General features: G+C 58.3%; 31 protein-coding genes. 18 read left to right on the forward strand and 13 right to left on the reverse strand.

Annotation, left to right across the window (positions count from 1 at the left end):
* Positions 1-22: 22 nt before the first annotated feature.
* The gene (locus A9513_RS35565) at positions 23-553 is read right to left on the reverse strand and encodes a hypothetical protein (protein WP_141678424.1); all 531 of its coding nucleotides are present in this window, start codon (positions 551-553) and stop codon (positions 23-25) included.
* Positions 554-567: 14 nt separating this feature from the next.
* Positions 568-1,026 carry a hypothetical protein gene (locus A9513_RS14880; RefSeq protein ID WP_065327483.1) on the reverse strand — a complete coding sequence of 153 codons (459 nt, stop codon included), beginning with the start codon at positions 1,024-1,026 and terminating at the stop codon, positions 568-570.
* Between the two features lie 123 nt (positions 1,027-1,149).
* Here A9513_RS14880 and A9513_RS14885 point away from each other — a divergent pair, with 123 nt between their 5' ends.
* The 10 genes from A9513_RS14885 to A9513_RS35570 all read left to right on the forward strand — a co-directional run bounded on the left by A9513_RS14885 (position 1,150) and on the right by A9513_RS35570 (position 6,404).
* On the forward strand, positions 1,150-1,431 hold the full coding sequence (locus tag A9513_RS14885; RefSeq protein WP_232925253.1) for a hypothetical protein: 282 nt from the start codon (positions 1,150-1,152) through the stop codon (positions 1,429-1,431).
* An 11-nt stretch (positions 1,432-1,442) separates the two neighbouring features.
* On the forward strand, positions 1,443-1,616 hold the full coding sequence (locus tag A9513_RS36080) for a hypothetical protein (protein ID WP_176707247.1): 174 nt from the start codon (positions 1,443-1,445) through the stop codon (positions 1,614-1,616).
* A gap of 394 nt (positions 1,617-2,010) precedes the next feature.
* Positions 2,011-2,253, forward strand: coding sequence for a hypothetical protein (locus tag A9513_RS14895; protein ID WP_065327577.1), 243 nt, complete (start codon positions 2,011-2,013; stop codon positions 2,251-2,253).
* 110 nt (positions 2,254-2,363) lie between these two features.
* Positions 2,364-3,557 (forward strand): hypothetical protein, encoded by a 1,194-nt coding sequence (locus A9513_RS14900; protein WP_065327485.1) that lies wholly within the window; start codon positions 2,364-2,366, stop codon positions 3,555-3,557.
* Positions 3,558-3,572: 15 nt separating this feature from the next.
* Positions 3,573-3,851, forward strand: coding sequence for a hypothetical protein (locus tag A9513_RS14905; RefSeq protein ID WP_065327486.1), 279 nt, complete (start codon positions 3,573-3,575; stop codon positions 3,849-3,851).
* A gap of 37 nt (positions 3,852-3,888) precedes the next feature.
* Entirely contained in the window at positions 3,889-4,251 is a 363-nt protein-coding gene (locus A9513_RS14910) for a hypothetical protein (RefSeq protein WP_065327487.1), read from the forward strand.
* 91 nt (positions 4,252-4,342) lie between these two features.
* Positions 4,343-5,320: a hypothetical protein gene (locus A9513_RS14915; RefSeq protein WP_065327488.1), complete on the forward strand. Its 978-nt coding sequence runs from the start codon at positions 4,343-4,345 to the stop codon at positions 5,318-5,320.
* Positions 5,321-5,351: 31 nt separating this feature from the next.
* Positions 5,352-5,567 carry a hypothetical protein gene (locus tag A9513_RS14920; protein WP_065327489.1) on the forward strand — a complete coding sequence of 72 codons (216 nt, stop codon included), beginning with the start codon at positions 5,352-5,354 and terminating at the stop codon, positions 5,565-5,567.
* A gap of 151 nt (positions 5,568-5,718) precedes the next feature.
* A complete protein-coding gene (locus A9513_RS14925; RefSeq protein WP_065327490.1) occupies positions 5,719-6,069 on the forward strand; it encodes a hypothetical protein in 351 nt (116 codons plus the stop codon).
* Positions 6,070-6,146: 77 nt separating this feature from the next.
* The gene (locus A9513_RS35570) at positions 6,147-6,404 is read left to right on the forward strand and encodes a hypothetical protein (protein ID WP_141678425.1); all 258 of its coding nucleotides are present in this window, start codon (positions 6,147-6,149) and stop codon (positions 6,402-6,404) included.
* A 19-nt stretch (positions 6,405-6,423) separates the two neighbouring features.
* Here the strand turns inward: A9513_RS35570 and A9513_RS14930 are convergent, their stop codons facing one another.
* Positions 6,424-6,723 (reverse strand): hypothetical protein, encoded by a 300-nt coding sequence (locus A9513_RS14930; RefSeq protein WP_065327491.1) that lies wholly within the window; start codon positions 6,721-6,723, stop codon positions 6,424-6,426.
* A gap of 118 nt (positions 6,724-6,841) precedes the next feature.
* Positions 6,842-7,288 carry a hypothetical protein gene (locus tag A9513_RS35575; protein ID WP_141678426.1) on the reverse strand — a complete coding sequence of 149 codons (447 nt, stop codon included), beginning with the start codon at positions 7,286-7,288 and terminating at the stop codon, positions 6,842-6,844.
* A gap of 339 nt (positions 7,289-7,627) precedes the next feature.
* On the opposite strand from A9513_RS35575, the gene A9513_RS36535 reads away from it, so the two are divergent.
* The gene (locus A9513_RS36535) at positions 7,628-7,756 is read left to right on the forward strand and encodes a hypothetical protein (protein ID WP_255302863.1); all 129 of its coding nucleotides are present in this window, start codon (positions 7,628-7,630) and stop codon (positions 7,754-7,756) included.
* Positions 7,757-7,763: 7 nt separating this feature from the next.
* Positions 7,764-8,024: a hypothetical protein gene (locus A9513_RS14945; RefSeq protein ID WP_065327494.1), complete on the forward strand. Its 261-nt coding sequence runs from the start codon at positions 7,764-7,766 to the stop codon at positions 8,022-8,024.
* A gap of 91 nt (positions 8,025-8,115) precedes the next feature.
* On the opposite strand, the gene A9513_RS36085 is transcribed toward A9513_RS14945, so the two are convergent.
* From A9513_RS36085 to A9513_RS14970, 5 genes are all read right to left on the reverse strand, one after another.
* On the reverse strand, positions 8,116-8,583 hold the full coding sequence (locus tag A9513_RS36085) for a hypothetical protein (RefSeq protein WP_176707248.1): 468 nt from the start codon (positions 8,581-8,583) through the stop codon (positions 8,116-8,118).
* A 582-nt stretch (positions 8,584-9,165) separates the two neighbouring features.
* The gene (locus tag A9513_RS14955) at positions 9,166-9,351 is read right to left on the reverse strand and encodes a hypothetical protein (protein WP_065327495.1); all 186 of its coding nucleotides are present in this window, start codon (positions 9,349-9,351) and stop codon (positions 9,166-9,168) included.
* Positions 9,352-9,434: 83 nt separating this feature from the next.
* Positions 9,435-9,956 carry a hypothetical protein gene (locus A9513_RS14960; RefSeq protein ID WP_065327496.1) on the reverse strand — a complete coding sequence of 174 codons (522 nt, stop codon included), beginning with the start codon at positions 9,954-9,956 and terminating at the stop codon, positions 9,435-9,437.
* Positions 9,957-10,001: 45 nt separating this feature from the next.
* Entirely contained in the window at positions 10,002-10,448 is a 447-nt protein-coding gene (locus A9513_RS14965) for a hypothetical protein (protein ID WP_086250766.1), read from the reverse strand.
* A gap of 60 nt (positions 10,449-10,508) precedes the next feature.
* Positions 10,509-11,363: a TIGR00266 family protein gene (locus A9513_RS14970; RefSeq protein ID WP_065327498.1), complete on the reverse strand. Its 855-nt coding sequence runs from the start codon at positions 11,361-11,363 to the stop codon at positions 10,509-10,511.
* Between A9513_RS14970 and A9513_RS35580 the strand changes: the two genes are divergently transcribed.
* A complete protein-coding gene (locus tag A9513_RS35580) occupies positions 11,362-11,640 on the forward strand; it encodes a hypothetical protein (RefSeq protein ID WP_141678427.1) in 279 nt (92 codons plus the stop codon). The two genes, A9513_RS14970 and A9513_RS35580, sit on opposite strands and share 2 nt — an antisense overlap.
* A 77-nt stretch (positions 11,641-11,717) precedes the next feature.
* Positions 11,718-12,197, forward strand: a complete 480-nt coding sequence (locus tag A9513_RS14980; protein ID WP_065327500.1) for a phage regulatory CII family protein — start codon at positions 11,718-11,720, stop codon at positions 12,195-12,197.
* Positions 12,198-12,215: 18 nt separating this feature from the next.
* Here the strand turns inward: A9513_RS14980 and A9513_RS14985 are convergent, their stop codons facing one another.
* From A9513_RS14985 to A9513_RS15000, 4 genes are all read right to left on the reverse strand, one after another.
* On the reverse strand, positions 12,216-12,437 hold the full coding sequence (locus A9513_RS14985; protein ID WP_232925017.1) for a type II toxin-antitoxin system Phd/YefM family antitoxin: 222 nt from the start codon (positions 12,435-12,437) through the stop codon (positions 12,216-12,218).
* 245 nt (positions 12,438-12,682) lie between these two features.
* Positions 12,683-13,783: a hypothetical protein gene (locus A9513_RS14990; protein WP_065327502.1), complete on the reverse strand. Its 1,101-nt coding sequence runs from the start codon at positions 13,781-13,783 to the stop codon at positions 12,683-12,685.
* Positions 13,784-13,848: 65 nt separating this feature from the next.
* A complete protein-coding gene (locus A9513_RS14995; RefSeq protein ID WP_065327503.1) occupies positions 13,849-14,193 on the reverse strand; it encodes a hypothetical protein in 345 nt (114 codons plus the stop codon).
* Positions 14,194-14,226: 33 nt separating this feature from the next.
* A complete protein-coding gene (locus A9513_RS15000; protein WP_065327504.1) occupies positions 14,227-14,442 on the reverse strand; it encodes a hypothetical protein in 216 nt (71 codons plus the stop codon).
* A 113-nt stretch (positions 14,443-14,555) separates the two neighbouring features.
* Here A9513_RS15000 and A9513_RS15005 point away from each other — a divergent pair, with 113 nt between their 5' ends.
* The 4 genes from A9513_RS15005 to A9513_RS15020 all read left to right on the forward strand — a co-directional run bounded on the left by A9513_RS15005 (position 14,556) and on the right by A9513_RS15020 (position 18,033).
* Positions 14,556-15,152, forward strand: a complete 597-nt coding sequence (locus tag A9513_RS15005; protein WP_065327505.1) for a hypothetical protein — start codon at positions 14,556-14,558, stop codon at positions 15,150-15,152.
* Between the two features lie 9 nt (positions 15,153-15,161).
* A complete protein-coding gene (locus A9513_RS15010) occupies positions 15,162-15,587 on the forward strand; it encodes an NUDIX hydrolase (protein WP_065327506.1) in 426 nt (141 codons plus the stop codon).
* Between the two features lie 280 nt (positions 15,588-15,867).
* Positions 15,868-16,320 (forward strand): helix-turn-helix transcriptional regulator, encoded by a 453-nt coding sequence (locus tag A9513_RS15015; protein ID WP_065327507.1) that lies wholly within the window; start codon positions 15,868-15,870, stop codon positions 16,318-16,320.
* Between the two features lie 75 nt (positions 16,321-16,395).
* Positions 16,396-18,033 (forward strand): class I SAM-dependent methyltransferase, encoded by a 1,638-nt coding sequence (locus tag A9513_RS15020; protein WP_083196138.1) that lies wholly within the window; start codon positions 16,396-16,398, stop codon positions 18,031-18,033.
* Positions 18,034-18,710: the final 677 nt, after the last annotated feature.

An 18,710-nucleotide genomic window follows, 5' to 3' on the forward strand; every position in this document is an offset into this window, starting at 1 on the left:
GTTCATAGGCTTGCTCCTACTGTCAGCCTTTCTGTGGCGCCGGCCGGAGATACAGAAGAGTTGATCGCGCACACCAAAAAGCGACTCCTAAAGTGATCGCCACATGAAGAGTGATGCGAAGAGGGGAATGCAGCACGGTTGCTGCAGGGAGCGTCATCACCCCCAGCACCATAAGAGCGAAGTAGAGAGCAATGGAAGTTGGGCGGCTGAACAGAAGTGGTTCTTGACGATGAATAACTTGAGGGGGCGTGTTGGAGGTTGGGCGCCAGGATTGGTCGTCAACCAAAGCACGGCCATTTTTAAGCAGCTCACCCAGATAGGCTTCGTCTCCACGATCCTCGCCAGCGATGCAGCCAGGGAGGTTGTGGAGAGCATCCGCCACCCTCCGTGCATGGTCAGGCGCATCTATAGCAGCCTCACGAATAAGGCAGAGCCCATCACTCAGCAGGCGCAATGCTTCTGGGTGGCTTGTAGGCAGGGCTTCGGAGGGTTCCTGGTCGATCATCATGGATTCCCGGTGAGAAATTTTCGGCTGCAGCACTACGAGCAGCATAACGTATGGTCAGGTCAGGCCTGCAGCAGGGTCTGCTGGTGCATCTCGGCATCAAGCTTACGCTCGATCTCTTCCCGCAAAAGACGATCGCGCTCCCGCAGCTCCTTGTTGCGAGCCTCGCGGACTCCGTTGAAACCTTCCACGATGTAGATGAAGTTCACAGGGTTGCAGGGGCCGCGCCAGGCCTTCATGTACTCACGGCAACGAGCGCGGGTCTCGGCGTCCATGGCGTAGTAGGAAGCCCGCAGCTTGCGCCAATGTTTCGCCTGCAGGTCGCGCCAGTTCTGGAGAGTCTGCCTGGATGCAGCCTCACGACGCGCCTTCTCTTCGTCCCATCCGCGCTGCTCAGATGCAATCTGTTCGGCGAACAGCGGCAGAGCTTCCTGCTCGCGCTGCAGCTTGCGCCCGAAGGCAGATTCCTTGCGGGAAGTGAAGTTGATGCCCTCAAAGCGGGCATGGCGATCGAAGCGCATTGGCGACCTCCGAGATTTGATGATGGAGGTAGCTTCCCACGGGACACCGAACTTGCAACTGCCAAACCGTGACCACGACAGGGAGCGGACTTGCATATACGGCGGTCGTGGGAGAATGCCAGCATGGTTTTTAGAGAAGAGGTGTTCGAGATGGTCCGATATTCGCCACAAGTTCCGCCGAGGTTGAACGATGGCGAGTCGCCGAAGCTCATCGCCATGACCACGACCCACGGGCTCCACGCCTTGAAGGTCACGCACTACGACAGCTTTGATGAGGAAAGCACCCCACGCTGGAGCACTGCATGCAGTGAGGCGTGGACGGTCGAGCCCGAAGAGATCCTCTGGTGGGCCTATGCGGATGAAGTCCGCAACCTGATCGAATCACTGCCAATTGAAGCCGCTTGAGGAAGCCCCGTATGGAAGCCAAACCCACCCACTTCAAGTACGTCTGCCGGAAATGCCAGAAGGAGCTGCTGCAGACCGTTGTTCAGGAAGCACCTGAAACAACGCCTGTGCCCAGCTGCTGCGGCCACACCAAGAACATGGCGTATCAAGGCGTGATACGCGAAACCTCAGTAGAGAAAGCATAGGCACCAGCATGTTCTACGAACGTATTAAAGCCGCCTGGGAGGCAGGAGGGGTGCGCGTTTACCTTCCGCCGGCCGGGCAGGGCGGGCGGGTCACTATCAAGGCGAAAGGGTTGCTCAGCGCCGCAGTTCCGTTCCTCACCCGAGCGGAACGGGAGCGGCTGGCGGGCTTTGCGCGGCGTGAAGCTCAGCTGATATGGACTCTTCCCAAGCGGGTAGAGGATTGGAGTCCTGCGCACCGTGACGCTGTCCGGCGCCTTATCCGCAGAGACGGGCTCCAGGGGCCTGACAGCCCGCAGCGAGCATTGCTTAAGTGGGAAGGGGAGGCGCTCTACCGGTCGTTGGTGACTGAAGGTAGCCTTGCCCTTGTCCCGCCTGACGACCAATAGGGGTGCCTATGCCGACCGTGATCATTGATGGCGTCGAATACGTTCCGCGTGCCGAGATACCGGAGCTCACCGATGAGCGCCTCAAGGCAGCCATTGAAGAGTTGGTTTCAATCCAGTACTTCAAGGAAAACCACAAGGCCGTTCGACAGGCCTGGAACGTACTGCATTGCTTGGCCCCAGAGCTGGCCCAGCTGGCGGCGGATAATCCCAAGGCAGCGTTCGACCGAATTCACGGGTTCGACAAGGGCTAGAAGTATCTTCGAGCGCCAGCAACTGTCCCCACCATGGGGGCGAACTGGCCATATTCCAGCCAGCCCGGCTGTCATCATTCCCTGGTAGCAAATTATCAGGGAACCGCTGTATGACTCAGGTTGACCTGGGCTGGATCGCAGCCCTCGCCAAACCGCAAACTACCGAAGAGCGCATGCTCCAGTCGGTCGTTCTGTCCTTTGTCGACTCTGCCGTGTACGAGTGCCCGGCAGATCTGCTCCGCCACATGAATCCGTCGACACGCGACCTGGCGAAAACCATCATCACATCCGCAAAAACTCCATCCAGCGCCAGCGATATGCGAGAAATGGCTGCCGCTGCTGACCTGGAGTTTGGCCACACCACCAAGTACTTCGAGGTCAGCCCGCCGGTTGGCCGAGTGCGATTCCGCTGGCAGGGCGGCCACCGCAGCAGCGTGCGGGTCAACATGAACAACTTCGGCGAAGAGCGCTTCTACCAGCGCCTGCGCTACCTGCGAGATCGCCTGGTCTGGGAGCTGAACAACGCGTCGGCTTCTCCGGAGCTGAGCGCTCCCCTTTCGCACCAGGCCTGCGAGACGACTGAGCTGCGCGGTCTGATGACTGAAGAGCAGATGGAACGTGTGGCAAAGCCACAATCCAGCCTGGACAGATGCTTCCAGGAGGCGGTTCTGCACCTGGTGGATCCAGCCGTCTACTTCACCACGATTGAGAAGCTGGCATCCCTACCGCCTGAGGACCTGGAGACGGTCTTCGCGGTGCTCGCCGTGATGGACAAGCCCACCATTGCTGGTGCCCTGGTCCAACTCGCGGAAGATGCTGACAGCGCCTTTACCGCCAAGCGCGGCTACATCGAAGACGTGAAGTCCGGGTACCGCGTGCACATTCGCAAGGGCACCGAACGGGTCAAGCTCTCCGTGTGCCTGAACGAGTTCGGTGAGGAGCGGGCGCTGAAGCGAGCGCGGTTCCTTCGTGACCGGGTGATGTTCGATATCGCACTGAGCATGTCGCCGGGGATCATGAGCCCCATCGTGGGCCTGCAACTACGCGAGTTTTCAAAGCGCGGGCGCCAGGACGTCCTGTACATGCTCTTCCGCTACGCCTGCCCATCCAGCGGCCGCTACCGGACCGTCCGCTATTCCTGCCGGAAAAATGGGTTCCGCGGCTCCTTCACCAAGCTCAGTAAGGAAGTTGCCAACCTGGGCTACGAGGTGCACCCGGACTCCATTGCAGACATCCGGCCGACCCTCGAGCAGTTCAACCGGCATAGCGCGGTCATCACTGACCTTCCGCCGCCGTTTTCCTAAGAGTGAGAGACCAATATGTCAGCCAGTAACCCAGTCAATCCTCGGGGGCAGATGATCGGGAGGGCGCTTGATGTCGTCCTGGCCATCGTCATTATGCTCGTGCTCTTTTGGATCACCAGCTTACTCGTCGCGCCGAAATACCATGGTTTCATCGCTCTGGTGGGTGGGGTCGCTGGCGGATTCTTTGGGGTCCACAAGCCTTTTCTGGTGGCTACCTCAAAGCTGAAACGGCGTTTTGGTCTCCCTGCCGAATCGTGGGGCTTTCAGAGCCGAAGCGGTGGCCAGGGTGCTTGAGCATGATGGGGATGAAGTCGATCGCTGGAGCCTGTACATGGTCATCGGCTTTCTCGCGTCCAAGCGCAAGTTCACGCTGTTCACCAAAGCTGCCCTTCTACCTGCGACCGTAGCTTGCTGCGTTGCGTGGGCATTCGCCCCGTACCAGTCGATGCTGCTGCCGAGCCTCTTTACCCTGGGAAGTGTTGCTCTGGGCACGCTTCTCATCGCAGTGATTCGGATATTCCCCAGGGAGGGCCTCGAGTACCTCGAGCTGATCGAAGCCAGGTTCGGGCAGAAGACCCGTGCTCAGGTTTGGCAGTGGTACCAGGCTGCCGATCAAACATCGCCATTGGATGTTGTGAAGATCGCCAAGGAAGTGGGCGAGTACGGCCGCATTGGCCACGCTTCGGCAAAGTAGCCGCGGGGCCGACTCTGCAGCTGGCCCAGGTTGCATTCCTGAAGCTCCGTGAGACGCTGCCACCAAATCGAGAGATGATTGAGAGGAAACCGTGGCAGCAACTTCGCGATTCAAGCTGAAGCTTGGCAACATCAAGGCCGGTCAAATGTACACCGTGCTCTGCTTCAGGTCCCACATCTCCTATTCTGAGCGATTTCCCTCAGTGGAAGATCCGGTGATCACCGGGGTGCTTGGAGAATCTATCCAGTACGGGCCGCTCTTTGCCTACATGTTTCGCCGCTTCGGCTATCCCAACGTTGGCTGGGATGACTACAAGGAGCTGGCGAAATACATCCTGACGACACCCAACCCGGACATGCTCCTGCAGGTCGTGCCCTACACCGGCGATACGACTTGGATCACCTTCCGTTTCTTCGTCGCTGACAATGTTGCGCAAGCCGTGCGTGAGCACGATGAACATGACCGCATTGAGTGGGAAAAGCGTGCCTATGACTGGCGCGAGCAGCAGGGACTACCCGAGTGGATGCCGGACTGGATCAGGATGCTCAACGAGGACGTGTACCCAGCATGGGGGATCACTGATCACGAAGTGGCTGATTGGCGTGAGGCGATCGGATCGGCTTTAGAGCTGGGACAGCCAGGAACCCCCTTCCACGAACTCAGTAGCAAGGCCTATGAGCTCCGCATGGCGCTGTTCGAGGACTATCGCAAAGTCGAGGCGCGGCCCGCCAGGCTGATGCGCAGTGCCGATATGTCTACCTGGGCTGATACGGATCCACTAAAGCCACTTGCCGAGGCTGCCCAGACCGCGCTGAAGGATCTCTTGCGGCCGGTCCGCGTCAGGGATGTCGCAATCAATGCACTCGGAACTACTGAGTTCACCCCGCGCGTGCTGAAAGAAGCTCCGGTGTCGGGTTACCCTTCAGGAGCCCTGAGTAACGGCGCTCCGAAGGAGTTCGCTGAACTGCATGGGCTGATTATGCGTTTGGGCAAGGGGAATGCGCGCAAGGGCATCGCGAAGGCGGCTGCAGCGCTGAAAGAGCTCGCGGGTCCGAAAGGTTCGGCGTAGCGGGGCCATTATCAAAACAGGGGCTGTACCCATGAAGAGCACCACCCAGGAAGAAAAGGCCCTTTGCGATTTCAAAGCGAAGATCGAGGCCGCTACTGGCCGCGCACCGCTTGAGCGCGAGATTGAAGCATTTCGCGAGCAAGTAGAGGTCGCTGTTGCGCACCAGCAACCCCGAGTGGTGCAGCTGGGATTGTGCGACTTCCAGACCCTGGATGGCCGAGCGACCGTTATCGAAGTGTCTTTTTGATGGAGGTCCGTACCCCAGTTGCACTTCCTGGTACCGATGAGATGCTTATCCCATCTCGCGTGTGTTGGCCCTGGTCAGTTTGCGACTTGGGCGGATGCCTCATTGAAAATCTAGCGAGCAGGCCTTAAAGCCCTATCGAGGATTAACCTGAATGCCCACAACCTATCAGTGCCTGGCACACATTGTGCGCGGCGTATCTCAAGAGTCCAATGTCGCCGGGTGTCCACAGTGTGACGGCAAGGTCGAGGCTGTGGATGCGATTTACGCAGAGCAGCCGGAGACAGCTGTCCAGATCTGCGCTCCGGCTTCGGCGCCGATGAATACCGCGCAGCGAATCGTCGAAGATCACAAGAAACACGGCGGCTACATGATTCCTGCCATTGAGGAGGCCCGTGAGCTGGCAGTTGCGATGGAAAGCGACAGCTGCATCAATCGCGTGTACGTCTTCAGCGACGGAAGCAAGCTGCGGCTCGACGTGTACGAGTTCAAGGTGGTCGATTAGCGTTTGTGGATCTTCGTCGAGGCGATCGGAGAGTGGCCTGACCGGAACCCGGTAGCACCGTCCGCGGATATGGCTCCATGGATGAAGCTGGGATAGCGCAAGACGCGCCCTCGCAGCGGCGGCAGAAAGCGCCGGCAGGTGTCAGCAGGCCACTCCCCAACCTTCTCAATGAATCGGATGAAAAAAGCATGATTGTGAAAGTTTCCCTCAGTGCCGACGAACTCGCCGACATGAACATGAGCGAACAGGAGTTCCACGACCACGTCGTTGCGGCGCTGGATGACGCTCAGCCTGATCTGCCTGGCTTCAACGTCGAAGTCGAAATCACCGACTGACCCTCTCCGTCACTCCCCGCTAAAGACGCTCACTCCCAAAAGGGGCCATCGGGACGCACTCGTAGTTCTGGATGGCCTCCTCATTCTCCTCATGGAAGGCCTGGTACCGCTCAAGGTTGGTCTGACAGAAGCGCTCCAGCTCTGCCGGTACCAGGCGAGGGGAGTAGACGTGCACCGTCTCGCCAACAACCTCCAGAAACTGCTCCGTACCATCAGGAAACATGCTTCTTCCGACCCCGCCCAGCAGGATTTCGACCGCTGCGATGTGAGGAAAGGTAGAAGCCCCGTCTGGATTGAAGTGCGTGACCTGGTTGTCCATGTGTAGTGCTCGTCTTGGGAGTGTTCCCTGATTCTGTCACCGCCGCTGGTGCTGGAAAGTGGAATTGCGACCCTACCCAGGGTCCGACTCTGGGGCAGATTGAGCGCCGCGGCGGCGACTAGGCCTGCAGACTGACCTTGGTTTTCAAGACAAGGATCTGCAGCAAGTGAAGAAATTTCTCCTGGCGATGATGGTGTTTTCCAGCTCCGTTCTGGCTGCAGCACCAGCAGCAAAGGTGGCCGAAAACAATGTGGAACAGACACTCGCGGGCCTCTGCGAAATCTGGCGGCAAGATGCCGGGACGTGTGGCTGCACTCAGCAGAGGCTGATGAACCAATACGGGTTCACGGCCGAGGAGCTCTGGCGGTTCAGCCAGAAGGGCTACAGATCCAGCACCATTGCTGAGAAGAACCGGGTTGCCCGATATGGGCTCAGCGTCCGCGAGATCGGCATGTCGTGTCACGGGAGGCGAGCGCTTTAACACGGCACGCGAAATGGCGATACGCGGCATTCGCTCTGGGGTTGTTACAATGATCTTGATGTCCACTGCGGAAGACTCAATCATGCATTCGGCCACGATGATCGGCTTTGCATCTCACAATTTCCCCTTTGGGGTCGACTCCGATGGCTGGCCTTTCGATCCAAAAGGGGACCCAGACCTGCAGCTGCGCTTGAAGTTCTTCATGAAGGGCCAGACGGCCTATGGAGAATGGTTCAAACGTCTGGGGCCAGGTGAGCGTCCCCCTCGCGGGCGGTGCACCAGGTTCTTTAAGTCCCATAAGCACCTTCGCCCAACGTCATCGCTGATCAGCGCGTGCCGGGGGAAGAGAGGCGGTTAATGACAAGTAGAGCTAACGCAACTCTGGAGCTGGATCGGCAGCCTTCAGCTGACGAGCATGCGGGCATGACCTGGTGGAACTCGCTCACGACCGCCGAGCGCCAGCGCTGGATGCGTGCTGCTGGTGATACTGGCATCGCCGCTGATGCCTGGAGCGCCTTCAAGAAGTCCCAAGGCCAAGATCACCAAAGCTGAAAAGCTCATGAGCGAACAAGCTTCCCATTGGCGCGAATTCCGCCCCAGCAGCTGGACGCGCAGCGATATGGCTGGTGCGGCTCAGCCTCACGGTTCCAACGACGAGCCAGAGGCCGATTATTGGCATGCCTGGCCGCCGTACATCACCGGCGACAAGAGCGACGTAGGCCACCCCTCCAGGGTCATGCGCAGGCGCTTCAAGACGAAAGAGGCAGCGATGGCATACGCCGACCGCATCTGGCCGATAGGGCGGTGGCAGGAAGCCTGAGAGGGGCGTTGTGCTCTCTGCAAGCCGAACACGCACGAAGGCACTTCGAGAGGTGAACCTGTGCGGTTATGGCGTCCTGAAGCCGGACTGCCTATTTGTAGGCTTTGTTGTCCAGTGCTTCATTCCAGCGCGCGATCGGCTTAAAGCAGTTGCTGCAGAAGGCAGTGGCCAAAGCTTTCAGCCGAAGACCGCCGTACATGCTGGTGTTGTCAGCAGGCTGGCCATTGAATAGCCGGTGCTCAGAAACTGTCCCGGAGGCCTCGTACTCAACGTAAAACCCGTCTGCGCTGCAGTGCGGGCATGCTTTGAGGGATTGGATCGGGGGAAGCGGCTCGGCGGCCTGCTGGCGCTTGTACATGAGTACTGCCTTGTCGCGCACACGGCTCAGGTCAGCATGCTGCTCAAGGCGGCCACCATCAACGGGCTGATAGTTCCACCAGCTTGTGGGGTAGCACTTGGCGAAGCTGGCGTGCCCCATCAACACTCCGTTCACAGTCACGGGACGGTCATAGCCGGTGCGCGAGCGGCCAACTACGGCTTTAGGGTCGGTCAGGCTCATGTTCGGGATGATCCTCGGATTGCGACTCAGGGGTGCTCCGAAGCCTGTTCGGAACTCGATGTCGCAATGATGCCCCAGGCGCTGGAATTGCAAGCGTCAGAAGCTACCTGGGACGCTTGCTTCTGACCTATCGATTGAGGATGCGCAGGGGGTGGTTGCTGCTGATCAGTCCCATGTCATGCAGGGCTGTCAGGTAGCCTTCCAGGCGGCCGCGGCTTCGGAACTCGTCATCGAGATCAGTCGAGGTGGCTCGGGCTTCGATCAGGTCGCGTAGACGCCCCTGGACAACCTCGGGAACCGGTTCGTAAGCAATGTGTGCGGTGAGACACTGCCCTTCCGCTGGTGCGTGCCAATGAGAGGCAGAGGAGCCGGGAGACCACCGGGGGTGAAGAGCGCAATCGCGCTGGGTGCAAAGCTGCCAGCCAGCTGGAGGGGTTGGGTTCTGCACTGGGGTGGTCTCCTATTTCGCTGGGTACTGATGGAAAGAGGCTGGCCGCGGGTGACCAGTACACCCCAATCTGCCAGTGCGAGGCGACTCCAGGGCGTCTAACGGCCCCTGAGAAGGGCCAGTGAAGGCGTATATCAGGGCTGGTGCCAGGCCTCGGCCTTCAGGGCTCTGGCAATCGCCATGTAGCCGTCACGCTTGCCCACGAACTGGCCAGCGTTCTTCCGGTCGCCATTGGCTCGATAGAGGATGGCTTGGTGGTTGTGGTTTCGAGCCCGGCGAACACGGTTCGCGATAGCGGCTTTGCGCTGTTCAGCGTTCATATTGGTGCTCCTGGAGATGATGCCGACATGATGCGCCGCCCCCAGGATATGCAAGCCATGGCCTGGCCGCGTTCGCGATCGATCTAGATAAAGGCAATGTGAGTGGTCGAGCGGCGGCCATCCGGATCCGTCTGGGTTACGCGCATGCTGGTGCCTTCGCCTCCTCGAGGCTGGAAGCCTGCAGGCGGCTCAATGATGAAGCCCGTCGCACGGCTTTCCTGGCTTCCAAGGTCATAACCATGGCTGTAGTCCTCGGTTTCAGGCAGGTTCTCGCCGAAGAACGGCCGAATCGCATCAATCTCCTCTGGAGTCGCGGCCGCGAAGAACTGATCGGAGTGCTGCATCAGGGTTCCATCAGCGTGGCGCAGCAGATAGTTGTCTGTGCCGAGCCGGCCCTGTTTACGGCGAATCTGCACCACATAGCCGATTCGGTGGGGCTTCGGGCCGTTGTGGATGCCCGTGATCAAGAACTGTCCCTCCACTGGCAGACGGTTCTCAATGAGACCGCCAAACCCCCTTGGGAGGCGCTCCTCCCATTTCAAGTTGTCGAGGATCCTGTTGAATACTTCTGCCTGGTCGGCAGGGGGTGCGCTTCTGTCGGTCACGGTTCAACCCTCATCCGCAAATTCGTCATCGTTTGGTTCAGCCGCTCAGACCTCAAGCAGCCCCTGGCCAGAGGTTTTGCCTGCCAACTCCTTGCGCAGGTCGAGCTCGAAGTAATACCGAGCCCTCAACTTCGTCATCAGGTAAGTGCCGATGGGGGCGGCGCCGACCGCCAGCATCGCGGGCAAAACCACGAAGGAGAGCACAAAGCACGAAGCGAAGGCCCCACTTGAGAACAGCAGGATCGATCGACGCAGCCCCTTGTCGCGAATCTTCCGGATCAGCAGCAAGTAGCACATCCCGATGGCCCAGCAGTACATAAGCGCCATGGGCACCAGGGTCGGAATGGTGAATCGTTCGTCATGAACAACCTTCCAAAGCAGGGAGACGAGAGGCGCCAGACAGATAAGCGACAAGGCTACGTCTGTCTTCACGGCTTTACGGATGGCTTGTTCTACTCGAGCCTGTTCCGAAATTCCTTGGTTTGTTTCCATCATCGTTACCAGTTGCAGGGGCGCGAAAGGGGAATTGGGTGACTGGGTCGCGGCTGGTGATCAGTCACCATCGATAAGCCGGCCAAGTCCACCCAGAATCGAACCTTCGCCTGCATCTTTACCGCCGCCTTGAGGTGCTGCAGCCAGCATCCTGCCAGCCAGGCGGGAGAAGGGAAGACTTTGCAACCAGACGGTACCTGGGCCGGTGAGGCTTGCGAAGAACACCCCTTCACCGCCGAACAGCATAGATTTCAGGCCGCCAGCTTTGCGGATCTCGAAATTGACCTGGTGCGTCATTGCTGCGACGCAACCAGTGTCGACATCCAGGCTCTCGCCTTCTGCCAGTTCAAGCTTGTGAACGGTACCGCCCATGTGCACGAAGACCAGGCCGTCGCCTTGTAGCTTCTGCAGGATGAAGCCTTCACCGCCGAACAGACCGGTCAGGATTTTCTTCTGGACATGCACCCCGATGGACACGCCACGGGCGCCGGCGAGGAAGCTGTCCTTCTGACAGATGATCGTGCCGCCGTAGTCTTTGAGATGAAGGGGAAGGATCGTACCGGAGTAGGGTGCCGCGAAAGCTACGCGCCCTTTGCCAGGCGCTTGCTGAGTGAACACGGTGGTAAACATTGACTCACCAGTGATCAGGCGCTTGCCTGCACCAAAGAGCTTGCCAACCAGGCCCGTGGTCTCGCGACCATCACCAAACACGGTGCTCATCTCCACGCTCCGTGTTTTGTACATCATGGCCCCAGCCTCGGCGACAGCAGTTTCACCCTGGTCGAGCTCCAACTCGACGAACTGGGTGTCGGTGCCGTGAATCTGGTAGTCGATGCCTTCGGTGACGTCGGCGGTACCGAAACCGGAAGATTTGTTCGCGGGCGTCTGGGCCGGAATCTGGGTGTGCTCGGACATGGGTATCTCTTTCAAGTTTTTTTGCTTACTTGGCGATCGGGGTAGTCAGAACGGAATGATTGTTCCGGACTGCCCAGAAACAATGCTTGCCGAGCCACTGCCGCTGCTCGCGGTCATTGTGGTCGATGATTTTTTCCGTGGTTTGCGCGGTGGCCAAGTCGGTCGTGACCACGCGAATCAACACTTGAGTACTCAATTTATCGGCCTCGATTTGCTTCGGGGGCATTTTCCCACAGCGCGGAAGTATGCAAGCGCCAATCGGGCCCTGTCGGTGTAGCAAACCGGTGTACCGATAAACCTGATTTTTCGGCCGCAACCCTTATGAGAGACTCCTTCCAGATCAGGAGGCTTCTCATGAGTCGAGTGAATCACCACGCGGGTGTTGTAGGAGTGCCGAGGTTGGCGGTGGCTCAGTACCTGGCCGGCCGCGAATACAGGGGAGGGTTGAAAGCACTTTCCATCGATATGGGAATGGACTACGACCTGCTACAGGCCAAGCTGAACCCGTCAAAAGCGCAGTACCTGACGCCTGAGGAGCTGGAGAGGTTCATGGCGCTCGCTTGTAACAACGATGTCTTGCTCTCCATCAGCAAGGCATCCGGTGGCGTTGCGTACCGACCGATTCCAATGAATTCGGCTGCAGACAAGTACCGTGCTTTGAGCCTGCTAAGCGGGAAGTGCTCTGAGATTGAGGGATTCGTGGCGGAGGCCCTGGAACAGGAGGGTACTCTAACGGGGACCCTATACCCCCGCCTGGAAAAGCTGTTGCTGGAGTACGCGCAGATTGTGCTGGGCATTGTCCATGGAGCTCAAGACAGTGCCAGGGCGGGCTAGATCAGTTCAGACCCACTATCAGTCGGTACCGGCCAAGAACCGGCGTTCCATTTCCTCATGGCTGATGGTGCGACTTTCATCCAGGGTGGCCAGCCGTTCGATGGCTAGCCGCTCTGCCCGCAGGTCTTCGAGTTCGTCCTGCATGGCTTGGAAGGTTTCAACACCAATCAGCACGGCGGCCGGCTCGTTATCTTTGAAAACGACTAAGTGCGGGAGGTCGCCGCTGGAGACATCCTTCAACCGAGCTCCAAATGAGCGAGCCATAGCGGTTGCGGAAACGGCCTGTTCAGGGCGGCTAAGTAGTGCGCTCACGGGAATAAACCTCTATCTCGAACTACGCAGGTAGTTTCTGCGGATTTGAGAAGTATATAGATCACTATATGTTGTGCAACATTGCGAAAATAGCCGCTATATGTTGTGTAATATTGTGCGTTGAATTGTGCGTGTAATAGGTCGCGCTGCTGGCGAGCAAAGATGCCAGGAGGCTAACTAGATGCACTGACTGCCATGTCATGAACTGTTTCAGCTGCATACATGGCTGCAAGCGCAGCATCGGCTGCTTTGCAGGCTTCCCAATAGCCGAACACGTCATCCGCCTGTTTAGCCATGGCATCGTCTAGCGCCAGCACCCAGTTCACCAGGTCGAAAGGTGCGGTGATCTTGGCGTTATCGCCAAGCTCAAGATGAGTATCTGTGGTGATCACCAGTCGCGTCCCTTCGAGTCCGTGGACGGTCTTGACGCAAAAATGTCGTCCGAGATCGCGCCGCAGCAGCTTGGTCAGTACCGCCTGGTGGTAGCTCTTCGCATCGGCCAGGACCGCGGCGACATTTCGGATCATGGCTTTGGTCGCACGCCAGTTGGCCTGGTTTTCTGAGTCCCTGGCCTGACGATCGCGGGCTACGAACTCAACAAAGGCCCGGCCGTCACTGAACCCAGCTACGAGCCTTTTGAGCTCTGCGTCGCATGAGCTGGACAGGTAGGAGTAGTGCACAGACTTCACGATGGGGGTGATCCAGTCAGGGCGTCCAATGGCCCGCAACCTGTCGACCTTGCCCCCTAAGCACGCTGCCTCATCCAGCATACCTGGCCAGGTAATGACGTCAGCCAGCTGGTGCACGTGCTGGCATCTGGCAGAGACGTCGTCCACCAGGTCGCAGAATTCCTGCGCGGTGAACACCCAGGCAGAAAAATCCAGAGGCTTACGAGGGCAGGACTGATGCGCGTTCTTTGCCATTACCAATGGATCAGGCAATCGGTTGTTTCGGTATGAGCCAAACAGCTCGAAGAGGGGGCCCTTGAAGACCTCTTTGGCATGGTTAACCGCTGCCTCTGCGGCCTTTATGGCGGCGGGCAGACCGGGATGGTGCTGGAGGTGATGGTGAATCTCGCCAAACTGCTCGCGACTGTAGGAGGCAGGTTCGCGCCAGTAGGGAAGCATGAACCAGCCTTCGGCAATGGCTGACAGGATGTACTCTGCCGCGTCGCGGTGTGATGACAGATCGTGTGGGAGGGGCTGGGACTGGGCTAGGTGCCTGGCAGCCTGTTGGGCGTCAGCGCAGCAGAGGTATTCGCGGTTGAGGTGCATGAGGTATCTCCAGGGATACCCCATGCTCACACTGGTTGTCAGAGATGCAAGCAGTAGCCGGCAGCTTACTCAGTGCGGAAATCGATCTTCACGGTTCCATCGCGCCAGTCGCGAAAGCCGGTAGTGTCGCGGCGAAGCGGGAAGGTGGGCTCTTCAATTCGCTCCCAATAGGCAACGGGAACCGCAGGCTCGAGGTACTCCGGCCCACCCATCGCCGGCGAGGAACGGCCGATAAAGTTGCCCTCAGGCCCATACAGGGCAATATCCATCACCCACTCCTGGGAAGAACCGTCCCAGTAGCAGTCTTCGACCTTGCCGATCTGCGGATGCTGAATGTTCTTTTCCAGTACCCAGTCATTTTTTGCCAGCGGGCAGGGCGATTGCGGGGTCCAGCGGAGAGCGGCGTCCATGGGAATTCCTTTGGCTGAATGCGTGAGAGGCAATTACTGCTGCTGGGCAGTGGCGTGGTCGCGAGCTGCCTGCAAGGCCTTGTCCTGGTCATCGAAGCTGGTCTTGCCGACAGGGGTGACATTGCCTTCTCCGGCGCTCACATAGGCCCACCAGAGGCCGTCGACTTGAACGGCGATCGGGGTTCCCGCCGCCAGCTTCATCAGCTCCGAGCTGCTCTGGTCTTCGGTCAAAACAACGCCATTGCTCATTTTGGTAGATCCTCGTCTGAACTGGTCATGTTCGGGAGATTTCCTCCCATTCCGTTGAATTATCCAGCAGGTCGGGAGAATGCAACCTCTAGACCCAGGGCCAGATCAGCTGGTTGTTTGAGTTTGCGGTTTATCCGGCCGATGAGAAACTGAAACCCTACGAGAACCGAAGTGTTGAGGCGGGCATGAAAGCGGCGAAAGTGAATTGGGAGGGGCTGTGGTCCCTGGAAATTCCTAACGAGGTATCTCATGGATGCTATGCAAATGAGATTGAGATCTGCACAGCTGGTATCGACCAACTGCCAGAGCCTCTAAATTCCGCCACCTGCTGGATATACTGCCGCGATGCGTGGCCGCACGTTGACCCGGACTTTGAAGGCTTGATGTTCATCACTCTGGCGATTCAGGCAGACCACAGCTACAACCAAATTCTTCCGCGCAAGAAGAACATCAGAATGGGTGTCTTCCGGGGCAGCCTGTTCATTACTGATCCCATGGCGATGCACTGGCTCGCGCCGAATAACGCGGACACCAACGCCGGCTTTATCGGCCTTCAGTGGGAAGTGCCATACAACCAGATCGATACTGCTTACGCTGACCTCGTCAGCAAGCTTGCCGTGCTGGGCGAGGTTGAGGACGTCACGCCGCCAACAATGCACACTCTTCTCAAAGCGACCGCGGAATACAACGGCGCACCACCTGGGTACTAGGAGATGGTGATGAGCAATGCGGTAGGAGTGGGTGTAGCCGTCATCATCTGCCGAGAGGGCAAGGTGCTTGTCGGGCGGAGAAAAGGCTCCCATGGTGAAGGGGCCTGGGCAGTACCTGGCGGCCGCCTTGAATTTGGGGAAACCGTCGAAGAATGTGCTCGCCGTGAAGTGCTGGAGGAAACAGGCCTTCGGCTTGGAGAAATCACGCAGTGCGAGATGGCCACTAACGACATTTTCGCATCTGAGGGAAAGCACTTCGTCACCCTTTGGGCCTTGGCGAAGCTGGAAGATGACCAGGCCCCCGCGACTCTTGAACCCCACAAGTGCCACGGATGGGAATGGCACACCTGGGATGGCATTCCCCAGCCCCATTTTCTGCCCCTAGCGAACCTCAAGCGCCAGCGCCAGCGCCCGATGTTCGACGCAGAGTCGTAGCCGAGCACTTCGCAAACTCGCTGAGATCCCCTCAGATTCCGGCTCGGATACGACCGTTCGTCGGCTCAACATGACCGCAATATCGCGCTGTTGCGCCATATGTCAGTAGTCAGAGAGCTATCTCTATCTATGGCGAAAAAGACCGCAGAAATTCGTGCGGAAAAGCCCTTTTTTGCGTTTTGCCCTTACCGTTCTGGTAGTTGCTCCGTGGCCAAACGAGCCTCTAAGTTCTGGCTTGCCAGTATGGCGTAACCCCAAAAAGCACAGATCTGAGGTGGCAATGAAAGGGCAGAAAAAGGTGGTCCCAGGGAAATCGCAAGTAATCGACGCTGAGAGCTATATCAAGCACCTGGTCGCGTTGGGTAAGAGGCTGAAGAAGGCAAGAAAAGCTGGGAGCCTGAGGTTCGCCGAGATTGGTGATGTCACCGGGTACATGAAGAGGGAGATCAAAGATTTCGAGGCTGGGCAGATTGATCTGCAACGTGACTTCGTCTGCGGGATGATGTTGCTGGGAGTCAGTCCTGCCTGGCTGCTTGCTGGTGTGAAACCCAAGCTAATTCCAGGTCATCCGACCATGATGGATAAGGAAAGAGACAAAGCCTACATCCGCATTGGCCGTTCGGTAGACAAGTACTTTGCTTCTATCGAGAAGAAGGGGCTGGCCGGGAACGTTAAGCCCTACGTCAAATGGCCGGAGGGCTGTGAGGCATCGATCCGGGCCTACCTGGCCTAGGTCGGAGAGGGTGGGGTTGCACTTTTGGAAATGGTGAGAGCCTGGTGACCAGTTCATCCGCCGGGGAAACACACCGTGACCATTCAGCAGGACATCTTCACTTCCACAGACGCCGTGCGGGTGGAGCTTCCAGAAGTAGCCGCTGCTGCTGGGGAACTGGTTGACGATGTCTGCGAGGGCTTCTTCGCCCCGGTGGCCTTTGATGCTGTCGACCAGTTGCTGGCCCGCTACAACGCAGAGGCAGCAAGCATCCAGGCGGTGGGGGAGTTCATCCAGACTCCCGCCTACCGTAGTGCACTGAGCCACTTCATGGCGGGCAACGCAGAGAACTTCTCTCCGGTACTCCGTAGTGGCGTTGCCGGCCTTTACTCAGTAGACGGTGCCATCGGGCATCTGAACGGCTGCTACTGGAACGAGCTGCTGAATCTGACAGACGTCCTGGAGTACATGCCCTACAAGCGGCGAGAGGAGTGGTCTGAGCAGATCAAGAGCTTTACCACCCCACCATTCGAAGAGAACGTCGTCCGCAGCACGCTCCAGAGCATGCTTGCTTCGCGGAGCACTTACTTCGCAGAGCGGGTCGATGGCATTTTCCAAGCCCTGTCCAAGACGCACGTCACCAATAACCCGGCGGGTTTCACTTCGCGCTTCATCATCGACTATGCGGAGAGCAAGGCCGGCTATATCTCCGATCTGCGCAACGTGATTGCTCGCTTCATGGGACATTCGGAACAGAAGGCCAGTAACGGGTACAAGCTGCTGAGACTGCTCAGCCAGCGCACGGGGGAATGGCACTCCGTAGATGGCGGCGCCTTGCGCATGAAGATGTTCAAGGTCGGTACCGTGCACTGCGACGTGCACCCTGAGCTGGCGGTGAGGATGAACAGCTTGCTGGCGCATCTATACCCGCTGGCCATTCCCTCCCGCTTCCGTACGAAGCCTAAGCGCCCACCGAAGGACTTTCCGGTACTCAGCAAGTCGCTGCCACAGGAAGTGATCTCGCTTCTGATGGATCCCAAGACCCCTGGAGAGATCCGTTACCGCCGGGTGACCGAGAACCCCTATGCCGTCCGTTTCGACTCCAATCCACGGGTGGAGGAGGCGTATCAGGTTCTGGAGGCCCTGGGCGGCGTCCGGCATAACATCAACCTGTTCGTCTGGTACGAGTTCGACTACGACCCGCAGCCGGCGATCGCCCAGGTAGCGATCAGCGGGATGCTGCCGGATGATAAGAGCCACCAGTACTACCCGACTCGCGAGCGCCTCGCCGACTTCGCGAAGGAGCTGGCTGATATTCGGGAGGGGCACAGGTGCCTAGAGCCATCAGCCGGAAACGGTGCCCTGGCTGCAAAAATGCCGGCTGAGACCACGACCTGCATCGAGATATCGGCCATGCGCTGCAAGGTGCTGGCCAGCAAGGGGTACAAAGCAATCGAAGCGGATTTCCTAGCCTGGGCGCCTAAGTGCACTGAGCATTTCGACCGCATCGTGCTCAATCCCCCGTTCGCCAATAATCGCGCGACGCTCCACCTGCAGGCAGCCGCGGGCCTACTCAAGGATGACGGACGCCTGGTGGCCATTCTCCCAGCCTCTCTGAAGGGTAAAGACTTGCTCCCAGGCTGGGACCTGGAGTGGCACGGCCCATTCTGCAATGAGTTCGACGGTACCGGCGTAACCGTCGCGATCTTGCTAGCTACCCGCAGCGAGCACTAGAGGCCGGTCCACTCTCGGGATTACGGCCCATTTTGCTCTACTGAGGAAATCTCAGAAAGCAAGGACTCTGCTAACGATTCCACCCTTTGCTCAACAGCTGCAGCAGACGTAAGGACGGACCTTAAGGCCTCGTGTGGATCACCTTCAGTCATATCGTTGAGGTGCCTGATCAGATACTTCTCAGTATCGACCCGGAGAAGTAGCAGATAGCCCTGCACGCTCAAAGGGCGCCTCAGGAGGGCGGCTTCTAGACGAAACAACAGATCGCTCACCAGTTCTGGTGTACTCAGGCCCCCTGTTCTTACTCCGATCTCTGTCAGACACAGCAGCAGTTTCGCGACCCGTCGCGACTCGTCGTTGCTCGAAACAGTGGGTCTCAGCTCAGCGGAAACCAGGCTTCGTATCAGGCTTCTTCGTGGCATGGTCGAGTCAATACTCTCCTGAAGGTGCACAGCTTCCATGGTCTCTTCAACTCTCATTTTCGGTCGCATCAGACACTCGGCGCCACACCTTCAGAGAGGGCACGACACATAGGCATAAAGAAATCATGCAAAGCGTGCTCGAGAGGAAGCCCAGTTTCGTTCCTAATGAGCTGCCTGCTGTGACCAAGGCGGCTATAGACAGAATTACCGTTAGTACCAAGAGGGGGATCTTTACTGCAGGGTGGATCTCATATT

The sequence above is a fragment of the Pseudomonas sp. AU12215 genome (assembly GCF_001675465.2).
GTDB lineage: Bacteria > Pseudomonadota > Gammaproteobacteria > Pseudomonadales > Pseudomonadaceae > Pseudomonas > Pseudomonas nitroreducens.

What these genes read in the sequence shown, in the direction of transcription:
- A9513_RS14995 (WP_065327503.1), bottom strand. Translation starts at nt 14,193, where the DNA reads ATGGACGCCGCTCTCCGCTGGACCCCGCAATCGCCCTGCCCGCTGGCA.
- A9513_RS14990 (WP_065327502.1), bottom strand. Translation starts at nt 13,783, where the DNA reads ATGCACCTCAACCGCGAATACCTCTGCTGCGCTGACGCCCAACAGGCT.
- A9513_RS35580 (WP_141678427.1), top strand. Translation starts at nt 11,362, where the DNA reads ATGGGTATCTCTTTCAAGTTTTTTTGCTTACTTGGCGATCGGGGTAGT.
- A9513_RS14900 (WP_065327485.1), top strand. Translation starts at nt 2,364, where the DNA reads ATGACTCAGGTTGACCTGGGCTGGATCGCAGCCCTCGCCAAACCGCAA.
- A9513_RS15000 (WP_065327504.1), bottom strand. Translation starts at nt 14,442, where the DNA reads ATGAGCAATGGCGTTGTTTTGACCGAAGACCAGAGCAGCTCGGAGCTG.
- A9513_RS14980 (WP_065327500.1), top strand. Translation starts at nt 11,718, where the DNA reads ATGAGTCGAGTGAATCACCACGCGGGTGTTGTAGGAGTGCCGAGGTTG.
- A9513_RS14895 (WP_065327577.1), top strand. Translation starts at nt 2,011, where the DNA reads ATGCCGACCGTGATCATTGATGGCGTCGAATACGTTCCGCGTGCCGAG.
- A9513_RS36535 (WP_255302863.1), top strand. Translation starts at nt 7,628, where the DNA reads ATGACCTGGTGGAACTCGCTCACGACCGCCGAGCGCCAGCGCTGGATG.
- A9513_RS14965 (WP_086250766.1), bottom strand. Translation starts at nt 10,448, where the DNA reads ATGGAAACAAACCAAGGAATTTCGGAACAGGCTCGAGTAGAACAAGCC.
- A9513_RS35565 (WP_141678424.1), bottom strand. Translation starts at nt 553, where the DNA reads ATGCTGCTCGTAGTGCTGCAGCCGAAAATTTCTCACCGGGAATCCATG.
- A9513_RS14910 (WP_065327487.1), top strand. Translation starts at nt 3,889, where the DNA reads ATGGTCATCGGCTTTCTCGCGTCCAAGCGCAAGTTCACGCTGTTCACC.
- A9513_RS15010 (WP_065327506.1), top strand. Translation starts at nt 15,162, where the DNA reads ATGAGCAATGCGGTAGGAGTGGGTGTAGCCGTCATCATCTGCCGAGAG.
- A9513_RS14945 (WP_065327494.1), top strand. Translation starts at nt 7,764, where the DNA reads ATGAGCGAACAAGCTTCCCATTGGCGCGAATTCCGCCCCAGCAGCTGG.
- A9513_RS35575 (WP_141678426.1), bottom strand. Translation starts at nt 7,288, where the DNA reads ATGATTGAGTCTTCCGCAGTGGACATCAAGATCATTGTAACAACCCCA.
- A9513_RS36085 (WP_176707248.1), bottom strand. Translation starts at nt 8,583, where the DNA reads ATGAGCCTGACCGACCCTAAAGCCGTAGTTGGCCGCTCGCGCACCGGC.
- A9513_RS14970 (WP_065327498.1), bottom strand. Translation starts at nt 11,363, where the DNA reads ATGTCCGAGCACACCCAGATTCCGGCCCAGACGCCCGCGAACAAATCT.
- A9513_RS14905 (WP_065327486.1), top strand. Translation starts at nt 3,573, where the DNA reads ATGTCAGCCAGTAACCCAGTCAATCCTCGGGGGCAGATGATCGGGAGG.
- A9513_RS15015 (WP_065327507.1), top strand. Translation starts at nt 15,868, where the DNA reads ATGAAAGGGCAGAAAAAGGTGGTCCCAGGGAAATCGCAAGTAATCGAC.
- A9513_RS14930 (WP_065327491.1), bottom strand. Translation starts at nt 6,723, where the DNA reads ATGGACAACCAGGTCACGCACTTCAATCCAGACGGGGCTTCTACCTTT.
- A9513_RS14880 (WP_065327483.1), bottom strand. Translation starts at nt 1,026, where the DNA reads ATGCGCTTCGATCGCCATGCCCGCTTTGAGGGCATCAACTTCACTTCC.
- A9513_RS14955 (WP_065327495.1), bottom strand. Translation starts at nt 9,351, where the DNA reads ATGAACGCTGAACAGCGCAAAGCCGCTATCGCGAACCGTGTTCGCCGG.
- A9513_RS14885 (WP_232925253.1), top strand. Translation starts at nt 1,150, where the DNA reads ATGGTTTTTAGAGAAGAGGTGTTCGAGATGGTCCGATATTCGCCACAA.
- A9513_RS14925 (WP_065327490.1), top strand. Translation starts at nt 5,719, where the DNA reads ATGCCCACAACCTATCAGTGCCTGGCACACATTGTGCGCGGCGTATCT.
- A9513_RS14920 (WP_065327489.1), top strand. Translation starts at nt 5,352, where the DNA reads ATGAAGAGCACCACCCAGGAAGAAAAGGCCCTTTGCGATTTCAAAGCG.
- A9513_RS35570 (WP_141678425.1), top strand. Translation starts at nt 6,147, where the DNA reads ATGGATGAAGCTGGGATAGCGCAAGACGCGCCCTCGCAGCGGCGGCAG.
- A9513_RS36080 (WP_176707247.1), top strand. Translation starts at nt 1,443, where the DNA reads ATGGAAGCCAAACCCACCCACTTCAAGTACGTCTGCCGGAAATGCCAG.